Genomic DNA, 18717 nt, shown 5'->3' on the forward strand with positions numbered 1-18717 from the left:
ATTGGGTTTGGGTGGTTTGCCACGAGAACCGCTGGTTTTTTTTACAAACATTCTCCCTGGGTATCCCAAGGAATGTTGGCGAAAAAAACCCTGAGTTTCTCCAGATTTATGATAATCTCTTCAATTCGTTCTTTTGACTGGGTATCAGGTGAAGTAATTTCATGCAGATGCTTAAGAGACTGTTTACATTTTGCTTCAACTGCATCCGCACCTTGATCAAAGGCTGTAGCTGTCTCTTGCCAATACTGATCGATTCCTCCTAAGAATTTATCAACAATACCCTGTTTTTTGAATTGTTGGTGAATTTCTTTTGCTAACCGCTTCTGCCAAGCTTCCGTAAAGAAACTCCACACAAAAGAAGCCACTCCAGCAGCTAAACCGATCGCTAGAACTATTGGGCCACCAATCGCAGCTACGAAAGAAATTACTGTTGCCGTGCCACCACCGATACTAATACCAAGTGCTGACAAAAGACTGACTAATTTCGCTACTAAGATATAGCTGCCAAGATTGCCCAGGCCTGCTGCCCAAGCGGCTAAGGCACCATAAGTACCTAAACCTGCTATCCCACCAAGAAAAGCTCCTTTTGTATCGAAGGGAATAGATACTACTATTCCATCTTTGTTGGGAAGTTTAGGCACTGGGTATTTTTCCAGAAAAGCGTCAATCTCAACCTTGAGTTTTTCAGAATTGACACTAATCCGATTTTCTAAATGACTTTGTAGCAGATCGACTAAATAACGGGCAGCGTATTCTTGAGCCTCTTTCTCTTTGTCGTATCTCTGGCGAATCATTTGTTCTATAAACTCTACATCGATCTTTTTGGCCACATAGGTCTGAAATGATTGGCGGGTATCTTTTTCTAATTCCTTAATTTGTTTGCTCACTTGACTGCGTTTTTGCCGCATTTCTCGCTGACGTTCAGGTTCATTTTTCTCCGCTTTCTCAAGCTCCTTTCGATACTCCTCTATTTTTGCAACAGTTGTTTGATATTGCTCAATCGAGTTAGCGTATTCTTGGTTTTTGTCCTTTTTGACCGCATTAATTTCGCGGTCGATACGAGAGGTGACTGGTTTAGGAAGAGTCTCGCAGAGGAGTTGAGTTAAATCATCAAAGAGACGCTGACAGCGCTCCGGCTTTTCTGACCAGAAAGTGAAGAAACGCTTTTGCACATCTTCCTTGGTAATATCCCGCTTTGTTAGCTTCCGACGAAACTCTATAGCAGTTTCATCAAGTTCTTTATACAGTCTGGCTGAAGCTTTATTGAGAATTTTGGGAAGTTCATCGTCAGGGATACTCGGATCTGCGTGTGTCGCCACAATAAAGAAATTGCCTAGCGTCGGAAAGTCGTTGCATTCATTTTCTGGGGCCGGCAACAAACGCAGCAAATTCCGAAGTCGCACCATATCTTGACCATTGATGTGACCCTTGGCAGGAGAAGCATAAAGCAAGACATTAGCAATCTTGGTGGCACTATTAGCTTTCTCAACATCCTTTGATACTTCATCTTGTTTATCAGAGTAACCGGGAAGGTCAATCAGGTTACACGCTCTTAACAAAGGAGCATCTACATAAACTATAGCTGTATGTCCGCCGTCATTGCTGTCGTCAGAGTCATCATATTGGTGTACGCCATATTTTTCTAGTAGGTCAAAGGAGCCGAATTGCAAAAAATGCTTCTGACAACGCTCCCGATCCTCTAAATATAGGAAGTCAAAATTTAGCTGACCCTTTTCATCTTGCCAAAATTTCTCATCAATAATTCCCACGTTTCCATCAAACCATTCGGGGCGGCTTTCCACATGACAAACAATGGTAATGACTCTTGTTGCAGGCTGATAGCCTGTTGGCAATACTTTTTGGCCTAAAAGAGTATTAGCAAGATAGGATTTGCCAGAGTCAAAGGCTCCTGTCAAGACAACATTTGGTTTTTGGTAATACTGGTTAATTTGTTCTTGCAGAGCGTTAGGTTGACGTAGTTCCGTTGGCAATTCTAGCCAAGGTAAAAAAGAATTTTCATCGATATACTGATTAAGTAAATTTAGCCGGCGATAAAGTTCAGCGTAGGGACTGCCGGGTTCAATTCCTGGGAGTGGAGGTATTTCGTCTGACATGGCAGTTGCAATGTCTTCACCTAATATCTGTAGCCATTTTACTACCATTCCCATCGGAACTTGTGCAGGGGACTGCTCATAATGTCTAACCTGATCTACAGAAATTCCGATCCCGGTGGCAACTGATTCTTGACTGATACCTTTCTGTTCCCGATAGCGCCTAAAATTAATGTTCATAGCATTCTGCTACCCGTTAGTTTAACCCACAGGAAGTTATTGGGTTTTTATAATTATCTTCTAATTAGGAATTTATCGGAGTAATAAAATGTCAAATTTTATCAGCAATTGAGACGAGCGATCTGTCAGAATTGGTCAGAGATGTCAGAAAATGTCAGAAAAAGTCTGATAAAATAAGAAAAACCCCTACACCTACTCGACCAATGGACGTTAAAGAAGTCTTGAGATTTGCCGAGGATCTGGTTTTCGCCAAAACAGGAGAACACTTGGACGATCTGCAAGAAGCTATCTTGCGGGGTGCATGGAAAGGTCAAAGATACTCTAAAATTGCAGAAGAATCTCACTGCACTGAAGGTCATGTCAGAAATGTGGCTTCTGAATTATGGCAAGTTCTCTCTGATGTCTTAGGTGAAGAACTGAATAAATCAAATTTTAAAACAACATTAGAAAGATGTCGATTTTCCATTGTTTCATCAAATTTCGCGAAAGACTTTGGATCAATTAATAACATCAACGTTTGTGGAGACACTTTGCAACCTCCAGAAGTTCCAAAAGATCGATCGCCCTCAACTCCCACCTCAGACACCTCCCAACCCCAAACCAGACTAGACTTAGCAGACGCACCTCATATTTCATCATTGTTCGATCGCACATCCGAACTCGCCACCCTGGAAAAATCGATCGTCCAAGAAAAGTGCACCCTCGCAGCAATATCAGGACTCAGCGGCATCGGCAAAACCGCACTTTCCCTCCACCTCATCCACAAAATTCAGCATAACTTTGAATACGTCATCTGGCGAAGTCTCCGCTACTGCCCACCGTTAGAAACTACCCTAAAAAATCTCCTAGAATTTCTCTTAAATAAACCAGAAATCGAACTCCCTAGCAGCATCCCCGATCGACTTTCCCTGTTAATGGAATTTCTGCGAAAAAACCGCTGTCTCATTATCCTCGACGACGTGCAAACCATTCTCAGCAGCGGAAAATTAGCAGGAAATTACCGCGCCGAATGCGAAAATTACAGCATCCTCTTCAGACAAATCGGAGAAACAACCCACAACAGTTGCTTAATCCTCAATAGTTGGGAACCACCCAGAGAAATTACTGCGTTAAAAGGAGAAAAATCACAAGTTCGCGCCTTGCAACTCAAAGGCATAGGTGCAGCAGCAGCCGAAATTTGCCGACAAAAAAGTTTACTCAATCCCGAAACATGGGAAAACTTAATTAACACCTACCGAGGCAATCCATTGTGGTTAAAAATAGTCGCCACCACTATTCAAGAAATATTCCGAGGTAGGGTTGCAGAATTTTTAAAATATGATATGCTATTCTTAGGGGAAGAATTGGCAGCAACATTGCACCCGCAGATAAATCGTTTGTCAGAATTAGAAAAAAACCTCATCTGCCGCCTCAGCCGCGAAGCAAATTCAGTTTCAATAGAGCAATTGCTACAAGATGCCGATTTATCGCCCTCCGACTTATTCAACGGGCTGCAATCTTTGGGGAGGCGATCGCTCGTTGAAATAGAAGAACAGGAGAATGAAACGCTATTCAGTGTTTGTCCTGTGGTGAGACAATATGTGCTCTCCAATCCAGTTGGTTGATACTTTTCGACAGTCCGACAGTCCGGCAGGGGTTGAAACCCCTGCCTCAAAGCTAAAGTCGGTTAAAACCGACTACAGAATGTGATGAAGATGCAATTAATTGTAGTCCTCTAAAAGAGGACTTTCGCTGTAAGACAGGGGTTTTCAAGCCGTGTTGGACTGGAAGTCAAACGAGAGATTCGATCGCAAATATGAATACTGCTGAACCTTCATTAACTAAAACCGAACTAAGAAAATCGCTCCTCAACACCCGCAAATCCCTATCAGCACAAGAATGGAGACAAAAGAGCGATCGCATCTGCAATCATCTGCAAAAGTCGCCCCTATTCACCCAAGCAAAAACAATCCTCGCCTACTTCAGTTGTCGCCAAGAACCAGATTTAAGTCCCCTATTTGTAACCCCCCGCAAATGGGGATTTCCCCGCTGTGTGGGCAAAGAGCTATCCTGGCACATCTGGCAGCCCGGAGATGCTTTACATAGTGGAGCTTATGGCATACTAGAACCCCTGCCGGATGCTCCTAAAATAGACCACTCAGAAGTAGATTTAATGCTCGTACCCGCAGTAGGCTGCGATGTTCGCGGCTATCGGTTGGGCTACGGCGGTGGCTATTACGATCGAATGCTCAGTTTAGCTGAGTGGGAATCAAAAGTTACGATCGGCACAATCTTTGAATTTGCCTTGCTCCCCCAACTACCAGTTGACCCCTGGGACAAACCGCTGCACGGCATTTGTACAGAAAGCGGTTGCAAAATTGCACAGCGAAAATCTTAAACGGGCATAAACAAATTAATTTTCCGCAATTATGCCTATATCCTCTTAATCTAGAATCTAGAATCTAAAATCTAAAATCTAAAATAGTATGGCCCAGCGCTACGTTCGAGTCAAAACAACACAAGGACACATCCATTACGGTTTACTGCAACTGGGCCACAGCGTTCAAGTATTTGATGCACCGCCCTGGTTAAAAGGACAACCAACTGATTTGGAACTTTCACCAGATACTTACCAAATTCTCGCCCCGTGCTCTCCCTCAAAAATTGTAGCCGTAGGGAAAAATTATGTCGATCACGCCGCCGAGATGGGAACCCCTGTACCTGCTGAGCCCCTGCTGTTTTTCAAGCCTCCGAGTGCTGTCATCCCCACAGGTGGAGCGATTCGCTATCCGCAGCAGTCGGAAAGGGTAGACTACGAGGGAGAATTGGCTCTGGTAATTGGCGAACATTGTACCAACTGCACTCCCGAACAAGCACACAGCAAAATTTGGGGCTATACTATCGCCAACGACGTAACAGCCAGAGATTTGCAAAAGCGGGACAACCAGTGGGCGAGGGCCAAAGGGTTCGATACTTTTTGTCCCTTGGGGCCTTGGATTGTCCGCGAACTGAGTCCTGCAGCACAATTGCAGACTTTTGTCAATGAGAGCGAGCGACCGGTACAGTCATCCCAGATCGATCGCATGGTATTTTCCCCAGACTTTCTCGTCTCCTACATCAGTCAAATAATGACCCTAATTCCAGGCGATGTGATACTGACTGGAACTCCGCAAGGAGTAGGGCCGCTACAAATAGGCGATCGAGTCCGCATCGAAATTGAAGGCATCGGCAGTCTTGAAAATACAGTAGTTATTAGTAATGGGTAATTGGTAATTGGTGATTATCACCAACAACTAACAACTAACAACTGCGAACTGTCAACTGTCAACGGTCAACAGCCAACTGCCAATTGACTAACGAACCTGCATATAAACAGCATCCGAAAGCGGAGGAATCTCTGCATAGCGTCCCAAAAGCGACTGCACGACTGCATAGACAAATGCAGCAAAAGCGCCCAAAAACACCATGTTATAAAGAGTTTCCGCAATAAAGGCGACTTGGACGCCGTTAGAAAAAATCGGCAAAACCAGGCCGCACAGCATCAAAACAATGTCTAAAAGAATCGCCTGCATCGCATTAAAACGAATGAAGTGACTGATGTTTTCGTTTCTAACTACTCCTAAATACAGGGCAAAGAAGATAATCAAGCTAGCAAAGGGCAAACTATAAATTTGCATCAATGGAGCTAGCGGTATCAACAACAGTTGCAGGACAGGAAACTGTTGAAACAGAAACCTGCCAAAGGCAAGCCCGTCAACCAACGGGAGCAAATAAGGCAAAGAAGCAAAAATCCGGTCTCGAACAGTTGTAGACCCGCGCCAAGTCATAATGAACTCTCCTGAGTCGATCGATTAACTATTAATTCCATTAAACTCAGGATAACGCAGCAGCAGGGTTTGTGTTTCGACTCTGCCGGAACTTGCTTTTCACTCAGCGGGGAGCAGCCTCAACTACCAACGGCAGGCTTTCTTATTTAATATTGGCAATGACGAAGCCCATTTGACACTCGTACCGATCGGGCAAATTTTCCGTAGGTTTAGCAACTGGATGTCCACAGCGAAGCTCTCCACCGCTCCAGCGCGGTTGGCCAGTGCGATCTGCCAGCAAACAACTTTGGCAAACACACTGAGGGGCAAGCATCTGATTTTCCATTAAAATGACTAACATTTGATACCTCCGGCAGGTTTCACACCAGTAATTTCATTGTATGTCAGGAGTTGGGGACAAACCGCTTAACCTGAACACAACGTAATATTTATGTCAATGGTGCGAAATCCGTAGTACGGTATAAGATCCCCAATTCCCAATCCCAAAACTGTCAAGAGGTTGATTATTGTGACGGACACTAACTTAGAATTCCTTTCCAAAACCGATCCGCTGATTGCCGATTTAATCGGGCAAGAGCTCCAGCGGCAGCGAGACCACCTAGAACTCATCGCCAGCGAAAACTTTACCTCCGCAGCCGTAATGGCAGCTCAAGGCTCAGTGCTGACCAATAAATACGCCGAAGGACTGCCAGCGAAACGGTACTACGGCGGCTGCGAATTTATCGACGGCATCGAGCAAATCGCGATCGATCGCGCCAAACAGCTATTTGGAGCCGCTCACGCCAACGTCCAGCCCCACTCCGGCGCTCAAGCCAACTTTGCAGTATTTTTGAGCTTGCTGGAACCCGGAGACGGAATTATGGGCATGGATTTGTCCCACGGCGGACACTTGACCCACGGTTCGCCGGTCAACGTATCCGGCAAATGGTTCAAAGCTTTTCACTACGGCGTCAGCCAAGAAACAGAACAGCTCGACTATGACGAAATTTTGGCACTTGCCAAAGAAAACCGACCGAAATTGCTAATTTGTGGCTATTCAGCATATTCGCGAATTATCGACTTTGAGAAGTTTAGAGCGATCGCCGACGAAATCGGAGCCTACCTGCTCGCCGACATCGCCCACATCGCCGGGTTAGTCGCCACAGGGCATCACCCCAACCCCCTCCCCCACTGTCATGCAGTCACCACCACCACTCACAAAACCCTGCGCGGCCCCCGTGGTGGCTTGATTATGACTAATGACCCGGAATTAGGTAAAAAGTTTGACAAAGCAGTTTTCCCCGGCACTCAAGGTGGCCCCTTAGAACACGTCATTGCGGGCAAAGCAGTAGCTTTCGGCGAAGCCTTAAAGCCTGAATTTAAAACTTATTCCGGTCAAGTAATTGAAAATGCGCGCGCTTTAGCGGAACAGTTGCAGCAGCGGGGTTTAAAACTCGTTTCCGGCGGCACGGACAATCACTTAATGCTAGTTGATTTGCGATCGGTAAACATGACAGGCAAGCGAGCGGACCAATTAGTCAGCGGTGTGAATATTACTGCTAATAAAAATACCGTGCCTTTCGATCCGGCATCGCCCTTTGTCACCAGCGGTTTGAGACTCGGTTCGCCGGCGATGACCACCAGGGGAATGGGAACAGCAGAATTTACCGAGATAGGCAATATTATTGCCGATCGCCTGCTAAATCCAGATGATGAAAGCGTCGCCGCCGACTGCCTGCGTCGAGTAGCAGCACTGTGCGATCGCTTCCCCTTATATCCCCACTTGTACTTGAAAGTGCCGGCATTAGCTTAATTTTCCTGATCGGCAATGGGGAATTGGTAGTTGGAAGTGTACGGGTAAAAGGGTAAAAGAGCAGGAAAAGATTGAGAGTTGTCGGTAGCGATATTGACAAGCGGTTTTCACCAAAAATATCGATCGCCAATACGGTTTTTAGTAAAGATATTTGTCGGGCGGGGCTGGTTTGACTAACGGTATTTGTCGGTTGTGAAAGATACCGCTCAACTGAGCCCGCTCGCCAAATATCGACTTTTTTGCTCGCGAAAGACTCGATATTTCAAATCGTTAATTCGAGAGTTATGAATGAAAAACCTGACAATTCGCCCCAGGGCAACTGCCCTTGCGGCAAATCTCCGACTCCCAAACCCCCAGTCGCTCTTCAAGATGTTTCCTTGTTACAAGCCATCTGAAATGTAGTAGACTCTGCCTGACAGACTAATTGCCCCGCACTATTTAAAATTGATTTCAGATGCCGTACCAGTATCTGTACCACATACTCGCTTTTCTGGTTTCTGCGATCATCGTCCTCTGGAGTACGCCAATAGTCAAAAAAATTGGTCTCAAAAGCGGGCGAGTCGATCGGCCAGGCGAGCGAAAAGTCCACAAGCGCCCGATGGTGCGCTTGGGAGGAGTTTCGATCTTTCTCGGCACTATCACTGCCCTCTTATTTGTCTGGCTCTCAGGAGGCTTCATCGATGCTAACGGACAAGTTCTCAATCCCAAAGACGAATACGAAATTTGGGGAGTCACCCTCGGTGGCATCGGATTCTTCCTCATCGGTTTAGCAGACGACCTATTTTCGCTCTCGGCATTAAAACGCTTGCTCATGCAAATTGGCGTATCCAGCATCGTTTGGATGGCAGGCGTACAAATTGAGTTTCTCACAGTTCCCTCCCTGGGATTGACTAATATTGGCTGGCTGAGCTTGCCAATTACCGTGATTTGGCTTGTAGGCATGGCGAATGCCATCAACTGGATTGACGGTTTGGACGGTTTAGCTGCCGGAGTTTCAGGGATTGCAGCAGTTGTAATGCTGATTGTCAGTCTGGCGATGCACCAACCGGCGGCGGCCCTGATTGCAGCGGCTTTAGCTGGCGGGGCCTTGGGATTTCTGCGCTACAACTTCAATCCGGCTCAAATCTTTATGGGAGATGGCGGGGCTTATTTTATCGGGTTTACTCTCGCTGGAGTGGGAGTAATTGGGTTAGTTAAAACTACGGCTGTTACTTCTGTGTTGCTGCCATATTTAATTTTAGCTGTACCGATTTTAGATATGTCGGCGGTGATTCTCGATCGACTTCGCAACGGCAAGTCACCGTTTATTGCTGACAAGCGCCACCTCCACCACCGACTTCTAGAAGCCGGACTATCCCATCGATTTGCGGTTTTATTTATTTACTCGCTGACACTGTGGGTAGGAAGTTTAGCCCTAGCTTTTTCGCTTCCCAGCGGCGTAATTTACGCTATGGGTGCCACAAGTTTGCTGGGATATGCTAGCTGGAAAGTTTGGAGACACGCTAGGTGAAGGAAGAAGGAAGAAGGAAGAAGGAAGAAGGAATAAAAATAATTCCCAATGCCCAATGCCCAATTCCCCATGCCCAATTACCAATGCCCAATTCCCCAATCTAAAATCCAAAATCTAAAATCTAAAATTGAATGGTTGCTGAAATTATTTGTGTTGGCACTGAATTGCTGTTAGGCGATATTCTTAATAGCAATGCCCAGTTTTTAGCCAAAGAATTAGCGAGTCTGGGAATCCCTCACTACTATCAAACAGTGGTGGGGGACAATCCAGAACGTATCAAACAAGTGTTAGAAATCGCCGTCAGCCGATCGCAGCTTTTGCTCTTCACCGGAGGCCTGGGCCCCACACCAGACGATCTGACAGTCGAAACAATCGCCGATTTTTTTGGGGTTCCCTTAATAGAAAAGCCGGAAATTATCGCAGATATCGAATACAAATTTGCCCAGCGGGGACGCACCATGAGTCCCAGCAATCGCAAACAAGCTTTAATTCCAGAAACTGCGGACATTCTGCCCAACCGCAGCGGTTCTGCACCGGGTATTATTTGGCAGCCGGTTTCTAACGTGACAGTAATGACATTTCCCGGCGTACCGGCGGAAATGCACTTGATGTGGCAAGAAACCGCTGTTCCTTACCTGAAAAATGGCGGCTGGTGCAGCGCCACTATTTACAGCCGCACATTGAAATTTTGGGGGATTGCTGAGTCGGCATTGGCGGAAAAAGTAGATAGTTTTCTCAATTTAACTAATCCTACTGTGGCTCCCTACGCCAATCACGGCGAAGTCAAACTGCGGATTTCGGCCCGCGCGGAGTCCTCCGTGGCTGCGAAAAACTTGATTGAGCCGATCGAACAACAGTTGCTGCAGATTGCTGGCCTAGACTGTTACGGTGCCGATACCGATACCCTCGCCTCGACTGTCGGTAAATTGCTGCTGTTGGCTGGCGAAACTCTTAGCGTGGCTGAATCCTGCACGGGAGGCGGGTTGGGAGCGATGCTGACTGGTGTTGCCGGGAGTTCGAGGTACTTTTTGGGCGGGATTATTTCTTACGACAATCGGGTTAAGGAAGGATTATTAGGTGTTAATCCGCAAGATTTAGCCGAATTTGGGGCAGTCAGCCACCAAGTGGCAAAACAAATGGCTGCGGGAGTGCGATCTCGCCTCAACACCAGTTGGGGATTGAGCATTACAGGCATCGCCGGGCCCGAAGGCGGCACAGACGCTAAACCTGTCGGGCTGGTTTATGTCGGTTTAGCGGGCCCCCACGGCGACGCAGAAAGTTTTGAATACCGCTTTGGCGATGCCAGAGGCCGCGATTGGATTCGGAATCTGAGTAGCTGTACGGCGCTCGATCGGCTCCGCCGTAAATTATTGTTGGCAAAAGCGTAGAAAAAATCCTACGGTTGGTCAATTGTCAACAGTCAACCGTAAGCTTAAGCTTTATTTAACACTCTCTACTCCGAGATAGTTCGGCAATATTCCGCTGGCCTATTGATTATCTGTAAAGATTCGTTATGATAATAAGATAGGACTGATTGGCCAATATACTGACTCTCTCCATTGCTCAAAATAACCAGCAAGTGAGAAAGCAAGTTTGACCTTTGGTTTCAAAGTCGTGCTTGCTTATTTTCAGATATTTAGCCGTCGGTTTAGCAATCTAGACTATAAAAAAAGGAGCTATCCGTTCAATGGAAGACATTGAAAAGGTGCTGGAAGAAATTAAAGAATGGGTTCGCAAGCTGATAGAAGGACTGCTGAGTCCCGAACCTGAACCGGAACTCGAGCCGATTCGTATTCCTGTCAACCAACCCAGGAATCGCAGGTAGTCGGGACTGAATTAGAAGTTTGAGGTTTGAGGTTTGAGGTGGCAGACTGGTTCTAAATCCCATGTCAAAACTCTCATAGTTTTTGTTGCGCTGGAAATTTTAAAATTGTTAAATATCCTGGTACTTCACGGCCCTAATCTGAATCTATTGGGTCAGCGAGAACCTGGAGTTTATGGTTCTGCGACTTTAAATGATATCAACAAGTTGTTAGAACGAGAAGCGCAAGCCCTCCAGGTGCAAGTCTCAATTCAGCAGTCGAATCATGAAGGGGTCTTGGTGGATGCAATTCACTCGATGTTAGGGCAGCACCAAGGCTTATTGATTAATGCTGGAGCTTATACTCATACGAGTGTGGCAATTAGAGACGCGATCGCCGCAGTGAATATCCCTGCGGTAGAAGTTCATCTGAGCAATATTTACCGGCGGGAAGCTTTTCGCCACCACTCGTTTATCGCAGCAGTGGCGATCGGGCAAATCAGCGGTTTTGGCTCAGAAAGTTATCGGCTGGGGTTGCAAGCTCTAGTTAGTTACTTGATTAAAAATTAAAAATTTACCGATTGTAGCGATCGGATGAGGGCAGGTTTTAGATAGAAAACCAGCCCTTATATGTTTGGGTTGAATTAAAATTAATAACAATAGTTAGGCAAAGAAGCAAACCAGGAAGAATTCTAAATTACCGATTACCAATTACTAACAACTTGAGTTAAATTCAAATGCGGCATTCCCTGTTGAGCAAGTTTCAAGGAACCATCCTGGGGGCAGTTTTAGGAGACTCTATAGGCCTGCAATACCAGAGGCAACTCGTGGGTATTCCCCCACAAACAGAAGACTTGCAGCCAATTTTACAACTGACGAAACACCAAAAATTGACCTTAAGTGGGGCAACATTGGCGTTGAATTCTCTCAACAGCAAAATCCTCAGTGCCAAAGACTCATCCGAATCGGGGAGACTTGCGGTAGCGTGCGCTCAAAGTTTAATTCGGTGTAGAAGTTTAGATTTAAAAGATTGGCGCGATACTTGGGAAGCATTTGCCAAGTCGGAAATTTACCATCCCCGCAACAGTGAGTTTCAAACCCTGCTTAACCCTGGTGAAGCTGCCGTTGCTGCGCTGCCATCCGCGATGTTTTTTCACGAAAATAAAGCCAAGCTGCGAGAAAAAATCATGCTGGCGATAGAGGTTTGGCATCATGAAAACCAGCCAGAATGGGAAACAGCAATTTTAGCAGTAGCATATACGATCGCCCGAGCTCTCAAAGAAAGACTTGACCCGGCGACAGCGATCGAGCAAACACTTGCTTACCTGAAAACAGATAATGCCTTAACAGAGCTGCTGCTGCAAGTGCAAATACTACTAGAAAAGGGAGCCGATTTAGAAACAGCCACCACTCACCTGTGCAAAAGCGCCACAGCTTTGCGAGAAAGACAGGACGAAGGCGAGAAAAAATTACAAACCGAGTCAATTAACCCTGGAAATTTCATTCCCATTACCTTAGCTTTCTACTGCTTCTTAAACACCCCAGAAGACTTGCGCTTGTCAGTGGTGCGGGCCGCCCGCTGTGGCATAGCTGGACAACTCACCTGCGCTTTGACAGGAGCTTTGTCGGGAGCCTATAACGGCGTTGCTGCGATTCCTGTAGAATGGCGACAGGTATCTTCGCCTGACGTTAAATCCCAGCAGCTAGCCGACGGCCGAGAAACTTCGCTATGGGGAACTGGCAGCGATGCAAAAATTGTAGAGTTAGCAAATAACCTGTTTGCTGTTTGGGCGGGAGTTTACAGGCCCGATGCCGGACTGGATTCCGCAGCGCTAGCCCGATCGGTGGCTGCACCTTATGTCATTAGACCTCGTAAAATATAAAGTTTGGAGCTTTTAACGGTAAGGGGAAACCAGAAATTAGCAATTAGCCATTAACAAGTCAAAAGCGAAAGTGGAAGGAGAGCGACAATTAAAGATTAAAAAGTGAAAAATTAAATCGGACGCGCCTGCCCCAACAAGCCAGGTTTAAACAAGAATATGGGGTTGGGAAACGAAGAATCTACGGAGAAACGGGGTTTTTAGCCCTCGCGCGCAAGTTCTGTTCAAGATGGACAAGGGAAGCAAAGAAGCTGCTTGGGTTGTTGGCCACCGTTAGGAAAGCCAACTGCTGGCGATAGTCAGGCAAAGTAGCCTGGAGGGTTGAATATTCAGCCAGGGTAGTTCGGATAAAATCAATCAAGATGCACAGTCAGAAATTCTGACAAAGCTGCTGGATAACAGTGATATATCTTCGACACAAATGAATACGCTCTCCTCATTGATGCGGCAGATTGAGCAGCTAGGGGCTGCGCGCTCACTACGCCAACAGATTGCTAAAGTGCAAAATGGCTGCAGCAAAGCAGATACCTCACGCGCTGGCGGGCCTCTCCTGAGCCGTTTGTCGCACCAGAAATGGCTTCTTCCCGAGACTTTTACTACTTTTAGATTTACAAGTAAAACGTCCAAATCAAGCCTCAAAAATCAAGCTCGTTCCCCTATGTTGGCGCTCGTAGCGGTAGTTTCCCTAAGCAGCACTCTGGGCCACCGCTTCTACAACCAGCCGAAACTGGATGTGGGGACGAAAGCTCCTGAGACGATTAAGGCTCCTGCTAGTGCTAGCATCCCCGATTACAAAACTACTGAAGAACAGCGGAAAGCAGCGCGGATCGGAGCTGTAGCGATATTAATGCTCGATCCAGCAGTTGACGGACAAATTTATCGAGAATTACAACAATTTTTGCAGCAGGGAAGCGAGCTGCGGGAAGCGGTAGGCCCGTTTCCGTTTGCGAGTCCCTCGGTGCTCTCAAATACGGCTCAGGTTTACTTGCGCGGCTGTCCTGAGTGGGAGTGGCGATCTATTGTGGCGCAAGCGGGTGACACAAGTGCAACTTCCGAGCGATTGAGTTTGGATTCCCCCGCAATTGCTGCGGCAACAGATAACAAGTCTCAGCAAGATGCGATCGCTCAACTGCAAGCTTACAGCAGATCGGTCCGGGCAGCAGAGTTTCAAAGCCTCACAGACAGTATTTCCTCTGCTCGCCGCCGCTATCTCAAAGCTGTGGAGGCGCTGGGAGAACCCTCGGTTTTGGGGCTCCCACAGATTTACGATACTTCGCTGTTTGATTTGTCGGATGCAGCTTGGCAGAAAACCCAAACCGGTATGAGTCGGGCGGCAAAAAGGATGGTGGCTCAAGGTATCCCGCAGGGGTTGCCAAAGGAGATTTTGAAAGAAGCTGTGAAGTTGCAAGTGGCTGAGGAAGTGCCGTTAGAGTCCCAAGCTTTGGCGGTTGAGGGTTTAACAGCCATTTTGCAGCCCAATCTGGTGAGAGATCCCGAGGAAACCAAAGAGTTAGCTGAATTAGCGGCGCAAAAGGTGAAACCGGTGATGATCGCAGTCGATCGGGGCGAGATAATTGTTGCACAAGGACAAGAGATCTCGCAGCAGGATTTCGTGTTGCTGGACTATTTTGGTTTAAGCCGGCGGGGGGTGAATTGGCTGGGGCTGACGGGTTTTGTTTGTTTAGTCGCGGGGGCAATTGCGATCGTACTGCTGGTGGAAAGGCACTACCGCTTGCGCCGCAGAGATCATTTGCTATTGCTGCTGCTGACTTTGAGCGCGCCGGTGCTGGTGAGTTTGGGGCTGCCTTGGACGAGTTTGCCGGCGATCGGGATTTTAGCGGGCGGCTTCTACGGTTCGGCGGTAGGAGTGACTGTGGTGGGGCTGCTGTCGGTGCTGCTGCCCGTTGGCTTAAATGTGGAGTTGATTCATTTAGTCGCTAGCGGGGCGGGGGGATTGCTGGGCGCTTTTATGGCCGGGCGGCTGCGATCGCGCGAGGAATTGGCTCTTTTGGGCTTGGCTCTTGGGTTGACTCAGGGCACGGTTTATCTGGTGGGGACTTTGATTGCCAGCGCCGCTGTCGGTGCGATTTGGTACGTCGTGCTCGGTACTGTGGGCGCGCAAAGTTTGGCCGGTTTGGCTTGGAGCGTTGTGGCGATCGGCATCAGCCCTTATTTGGAACACGTTTTTGACTTGATTACGCCGACTCGGCTGGCGGAACTTGCCAATCCCAACCGCCCGCTGTTGAAGAAACTGGCTGCCGAGGCTCCGGGGACTTTTCAGCACACGCTGTTTGTGGCGAGTTTGGCGGAGGCTGCGGCCCGGGAACTCGGCTGCAATGTTGAGCTGGTCAGAGCTGGGACATTATACCACGATATTGGAAAAATGCACGACCCCCTCGGATTTTGTGAAAATCAAATGGGCGGGGGCAACAAACACGATGAAATTAATGACCCTTGGGCGAGCGCGGAGATTATCAAAAAGCACGTTAGCGAGGGCTTGGTGATGGCGCGGAAGCATCGATTGCCGAAGGCAATTCAGGCGTTTATTCCCGAGCACCAAGGTACAATGTTAATTGCTTATTTCTACCACCAAGCGCAGCAAATTGCTGCAAAAGAAATAGAAGATTTAAAGATTGCTTTGCCAGATGCGAATAATTCAAAGTTAGCAATCGCAAGTCGCCAAGTGAGGGAGGAGGATTTTCGCTACGATGGGCCGATTCCGCAGTCGCGGGAAACGGGGATTCTGATGCTGGCGGATTCTTGCGAGGCTGCTTTGCGATCGCTCAAGGATGCTACTCATGAAGAGGCTTTGAATATGGTTAATCGGATTTTGAGGGCTCGCTGGCAGGATAATCAGTTGATTGATTCGGGTTTAACACGGGAGGATATGTCTCTAATTGCGGAGATTTTTGTGCGGGTTTGGGAACAGTTCAATCACAAGCGAATTGCTTACCCTAGTGCAGTTTTTACCCCTAGGTAGGAGGAAAATTTTAGTTAGAAAAAATCAGCTCGCATTTCAGTTGTGAATGAGATTTCATTGCGATTTGCCCCGCGAATAGCGATGCACTTCAGAATTGTCGCTGACAATTACCACAGGTTGTTTGATTCCTCAAAACTCCGAAGAGTCGATATCTCTTTCGCTGGCTAGGTGCGATCGCAATTTTTGCCAGTCTTGGGCATCGATCGCATTTGCACAAGCGATGATAGTATCTACAACCGCAGCGCAGTAAACAATCCAGCGAATTTCTGGCCGTTCCTACCTCACAAATAAATTTTGTGAGTTGTGAGTTTAAAAGATTTTAATTTTTAACCGCAGATGAACGCGGATAAATGCCGATTGTTTATCTTGATTCTATCCCTTGACTCCAGCAGCAGTTTCTGTTGGCACAATGTATTTTTGCAAGAGCAAAAATAGTCCTAAAACAGGAACAATAGAAATAATAGAACCCGCCGCAACTAAACGCCAATCTAAAGAAAAAGTCCCGGCTAAATTGGCTACCCCTAAAGGTAAAGTGTAATATTCCGGCCTGTCTAAAACTAGCAGCGGCCACAGAAAGTCGCTCCAAGAACCGATAAATACGAAAATTCCTAGAGTGACTAAAGCTGGCTTAATTGCCGGAATCATGACGTGCCACCAAATGCCTAATTCGCTGCAGCCGTCGATGCGCGCGGCTTCTTCTAGTTCTTTGGGAACTGCTAGAAATGCTTGTCGCAATAAAAATATGCCAAAGGCTGAGGCTAGTCCGGGAAAGATTACCCCTAAATAACTATTTTTTAGTCCGAGTTGTACAGTCAATATGTATAGGGGAATCATGACTATTTGGAAAGGAATCATGATTGTGGAAATGATGGTGATTAAGATGGCTTCGCGGCCGCGAAATTTGAGTCTGGCTAAGGGGTAAGCGGCGAGGGCGCAAAAGAGGACGTTGATGCTAACTGTGAGGCCGGCAATTAGGGTGCTGTTGAACAGGTAACTGCCGAAGGGGTTGGTTTGCCAAACTTTGATGAAGTTTTCGAGGGTTGGCTGTTGTGGCCACAGTTGCGGGGGAAATTGAAAGATGTTTTCGTTGGGGGATTTGAGGGAGGTACTGAGCAGCCACAGCAAGGGAAACAGCATTAAAAGTGCGATCGCGCTCATGATGCTGTACGTCCACAGGGTGTTCCACGGCGAGGGAGTGTTGTTTGGGGAATTTGGTTTTTTAGTTTTGAGATTGTTCATTGTTGGGATATGATAGTAAGTCCTTGCTTCGTGAGAAGCCTTGTTGTCCATAAGGGGATTATTGCCATGAAACCGTTTATTTACGAAACTATGTACATTCTGCGCCCTGATTTGGGTGAGGAAATGACAGACCAGGCGATCGCTAAATATCAAACTATTTTGCGCGATCAAGGTGCTGAAAACATAGAAACTCAGCACCGCGGCAAGCGCCGTTTGGCTTACGAAATCGGCAAGCACCGGGACGGAGTATACGTTCAAATGAACTATACAGCTCCGGGCGCTGCAATTTTTACCCTAGAGCGTGCGATGCGTCTGAGCGAAGAAGTGATTCGCTATTTGACAATCAAGCAAGATGTGCCAGATGCACCTGAAGCGGAAGCTGAAGCGGAAGTCGCCGAGTAGCATTCGTGTCAACTTAACGTCTTATGTAGTACCAGTCTGCTGTTTGACGATTAGGGCCGCTTATTCCCCGGCACGCCTTTCTTAAGGGCTACCCTGTACACACAACTTGAAAAACTAACGTCAGAGCCTTTCGCTCCCCCTGGCATCATCCTGAAAAAGAGGCTAGGGGGATTTCTGTAATTGTGGGTACAGCATAGTTTCTTAAGGGCGGGACTGGAGGTTAATTGAAATTATAAGTAGGTAAGCGGGATTAAACCGAGCTATGTAACAATATGTCAACAGGGCTAACTTAGCCACGCTTAGGGCTAAGGAGACTTTACAATCCTTAACATAATTGTGTTTTACAGCGCCTACCTACTTACTAGATTTACAAAATTACGAAAGTGCTTTAATGTTTAAACAGTGAGGATTAAATGCTACCTAAAAAAACTTCATGATTAGAAAAACCGTTCATAGGTTCATCACGTTAGTATTAGCAGGATTGCTATTGGCGATTAGTGGCGGCTGCTGGACATCGCGAACTTTAGCACAAATCCATCCTCATGTTTTTTATGTTGCACCAAATGGCAGTGATACAAATAACGGTTCACTTGAGCATCCTTGGTCAACAATTAATCACGCAGCGTCGGTATTAAAAGCGGGTGAAGCAGTTTATATTCGGGCTGGAACTTATCGCCTAACTGAACAAATTCAAGCTAAAAATTCAGGGACAGAAAAGGCTTGGATTACTTATCGAGCCTATCCTGAAGAACGAGTTATTATTGATGCGGATGCAGTTAAAGTAGAGCCTCCCTCTGGTAAGAAATCCCATTATCCTCACGATCAAGGTGCATTTTTGTTACAAAATGTTAGTTATATTCAAGTCGAAGATTTAGAAGTTATTAATTCTCATAATTCTGGGATTACAGCTAGAAATAGCCATTTTGTTAACCTTTATAATAGACCTCTTGCAAAATAATTTTATGATATAATGAAAGATTTTGCTGAGAGTTGATTGAATCCCAACTCCTAACTTA

16 protein-coding genes are annotated in these 18717 nt (G+C 46.7%); 12 read left to right on the forward strand and 4 right to left on the reverse strand.

Annotation, left to right across the window (positions count from 1 at the left end):
- Positions 1-41 precede the first annotated feature (41 nt).
- Positions 42-2291 carry a dynamin family protein gene (locus QUB14_RS23150; protein WP_333219481.1) on the reverse strand — a complete coding sequence of 750 codons (2250 nt, stop codon included), beginning with the start codon at positions 2289-2291 and terminating at the stop codon, positions 42-44.
- 203 nt (positions 2292-2494) lie between these two features.
- On the opposite strand from QUB14_RS23150, the gene QUB14_RS23155 reads away from it, so the two are divergent.
- From QUB14_RS23155 to QUB14_RS23165, 3 genes are all read left to right on the forward strand, one after another.
- Entirely contained in the window at positions 2495-3895 is a 1401-nt protein-coding gene (locus QUB14_RS23155) for an NB-ARC domain-containing protein (protein ID WP_333219479.1), read from the forward strand.
- Positions 3896-4086: 191 nt separating this feature from the next.
- Entirely contained in the window at positions 4087-4668 is a 582-nt protein-coding gene (locus QUB14_RS23160; protein ID WP_333219477.1) for a 5-formyltetrahydrofolate cyclo-ligase, read from the forward strand.
- A gap of 88 nt (positions 4669-4756) precedes the next feature.
- The gene (locus tag QUB14_RS23165; protein WP_333219475.1) at positions 4757-5536 is read left to right on the forward strand and encodes a fumarylacetoacetate hydrolase family protein; all 780 of its coding nucleotides are present in this window, start codon (positions 4757-4759) and stop codon (positions 5534-5536) included.
- Positions 5537-5623: 87 nt separating this feature from the next.
- Here the strand turns inward: QUB14_RS23165 and QUB14_RS23170 are convergent, their stop codons facing one another.
- A complete protein-coding gene (locus QUB14_RS23170) occupies positions 5624-6097 on the reverse strand; it encodes a Tic20 family protein (protein WP_190663120.1) in 474 nt (157 codons plus the stop codon).
- 142 nt (positions 6098-6239) lie between these two features.
- Positions 6240-6437: a hypothetical protein gene (locus QUB14_RS23175; protein WP_006631916.1), complete on the reverse strand. Its 198-nt coding sequence runs from the start codon at positions 6435-6437 to the stop codon at positions 6240-6242.
- Positions 6438-6605: 168 nt separating this feature from the next.
- Here QUB14_RS23175 and glyA point away from each other — a divergent pair, with 168 nt between their 5' ends.
- The 7 genes from glyA (at position 6606) to QUB14_RS23210 (ending at position 16060) form a co-directional block, all read left to right on the forward strand.
- Positions 6606-7889, forward strand: a complete 1284-nt coding sequence (gene glyA / locus QUB14_RS23180) for a serine hydroxymethyltransferase (protein WP_190663119.1) — start codon at positions 6606-6608, stop codon at positions 7887-7889.
- A gap of 454 nt (positions 7890-8343) precedes the next feature.
- Entirely contained in the window at positions 8344-9399 is a 1056-nt protein-coding gene (locus QUB14_RS23185) for an MraY family glycosyltransferase (protein WP_190663118.1), read from the forward strand.
- Positions 9400-9530: 131 nt separating this feature from the next.
- Positions 9531-10787 (forward strand): competence/damage-inducible protein A, encoded by a 1257-nt coding sequence (locus QUB14_RS23190; RefSeq protein ID WP_333219471.1) that lies wholly within the window; start codon positions 9531-9533, stop codon positions 10785-10787.
- A gap of 299 nt (positions 10788-11086) precedes the next feature.
- The gene (locus QUB14_RS23195; protein WP_190663116.1) at positions 11087-11224 is read left to right on the forward strand and encodes a hypothetical protein; all 138 of its coding nucleotides are present in this window, start codon (positions 11087-11089) and stop codon (positions 11222-11224) included.
- A gap of 105 nt (positions 11225-11329) precedes the next feature.
- Entirely contained in the window at positions 11330-11770 is a 441-nt protein-coding gene (aroQ, locus tag QUB14_RS23200) for a type II 3-dehydroquinate dehydratase (RefSeq protein ID WP_138920973.1), read from the forward strand.
- Between the two features lie 167 nt (positions 11771-11937).
- On the forward strand, positions 11938-13083 hold the full coding sequence (locus QUB14_RS23205; protein WP_333219468.1) for an ADP-ribosylglycohydrolase family protein: 1146 nt from the start codon (positions 11938-11940) through the stop codon (positions 13081-13083).
- A 418-nt stretch (positions 13084-13501) separates the two neighbouring features.
- On the forward strand, positions 13502-16060 hold the full coding sequence (locus tag QUB14_RS23210; protein WP_333219466.1) for an HDIG domain-containing metalloprotein: 2559 nt from the start codon (positions 13502-13504) through the stop codon (positions 16058-16060).
- A 372-nt stretch (positions 16061-16432) separates the two neighbouring features.
- Here QUB14_RS23210 and QUB14_RS23215 read toward each other — a convergent pair whose 3' ends face one another.
- Positions 16433-17350, reverse strand: coding sequence for a carbohydrate ABC transporter permease (locus QUB14_RS23215; RefSeq protein ID WP_333219464.1), 918 nt, complete (start codon positions 17348-17350; stop codon positions 16433-16435).
- A gap of 15 nt (positions 17351-17365) precedes the next feature.
- Here QUB14_RS23215 and rpsF point away from each other — a divergent pair, with 15 nt between their 5' ends.
- Together rpsF and QUB14_RS23225 are read left to right on the forward strand one after the other, a co-directional pair.
- Positions 17366-17701 carry a 30S ribosomal protein S6 gene (rpsF, locus tag QUB14_RS23220; protein WP_015176119.1) on the forward strand — a complete coding sequence of 112 codons (336 nt, stop codon included), beginning with the start codon at positions 17366-17368 and terminating at the stop codon, positions 17699-17701.
- A gap of 433 nt (positions 17702-18134) precedes the next feature.
- Complete coding sequence (locus tag QUB14_RS23225) at positions 18135-18659, forward strand: right-handed parallel beta-helix repeat-containing protein (RefSeq protein ID WP_333219462.1); 525 nt, start codon at positions 18135-18137, stop codon at positions 18657-18659.
- Positions 18660-18717: the final 58 nt, after the last annotated feature.

Origin of the sequence: Microcoleus sp. B3-D2, assembly GCF_036705345.1 — a bacterium.
Lineage (GTDB): Bacteria > Cyanobacteriota > Cyanobacteriia > Cyanobacteriales > Microcoleaceae > Microcoleus.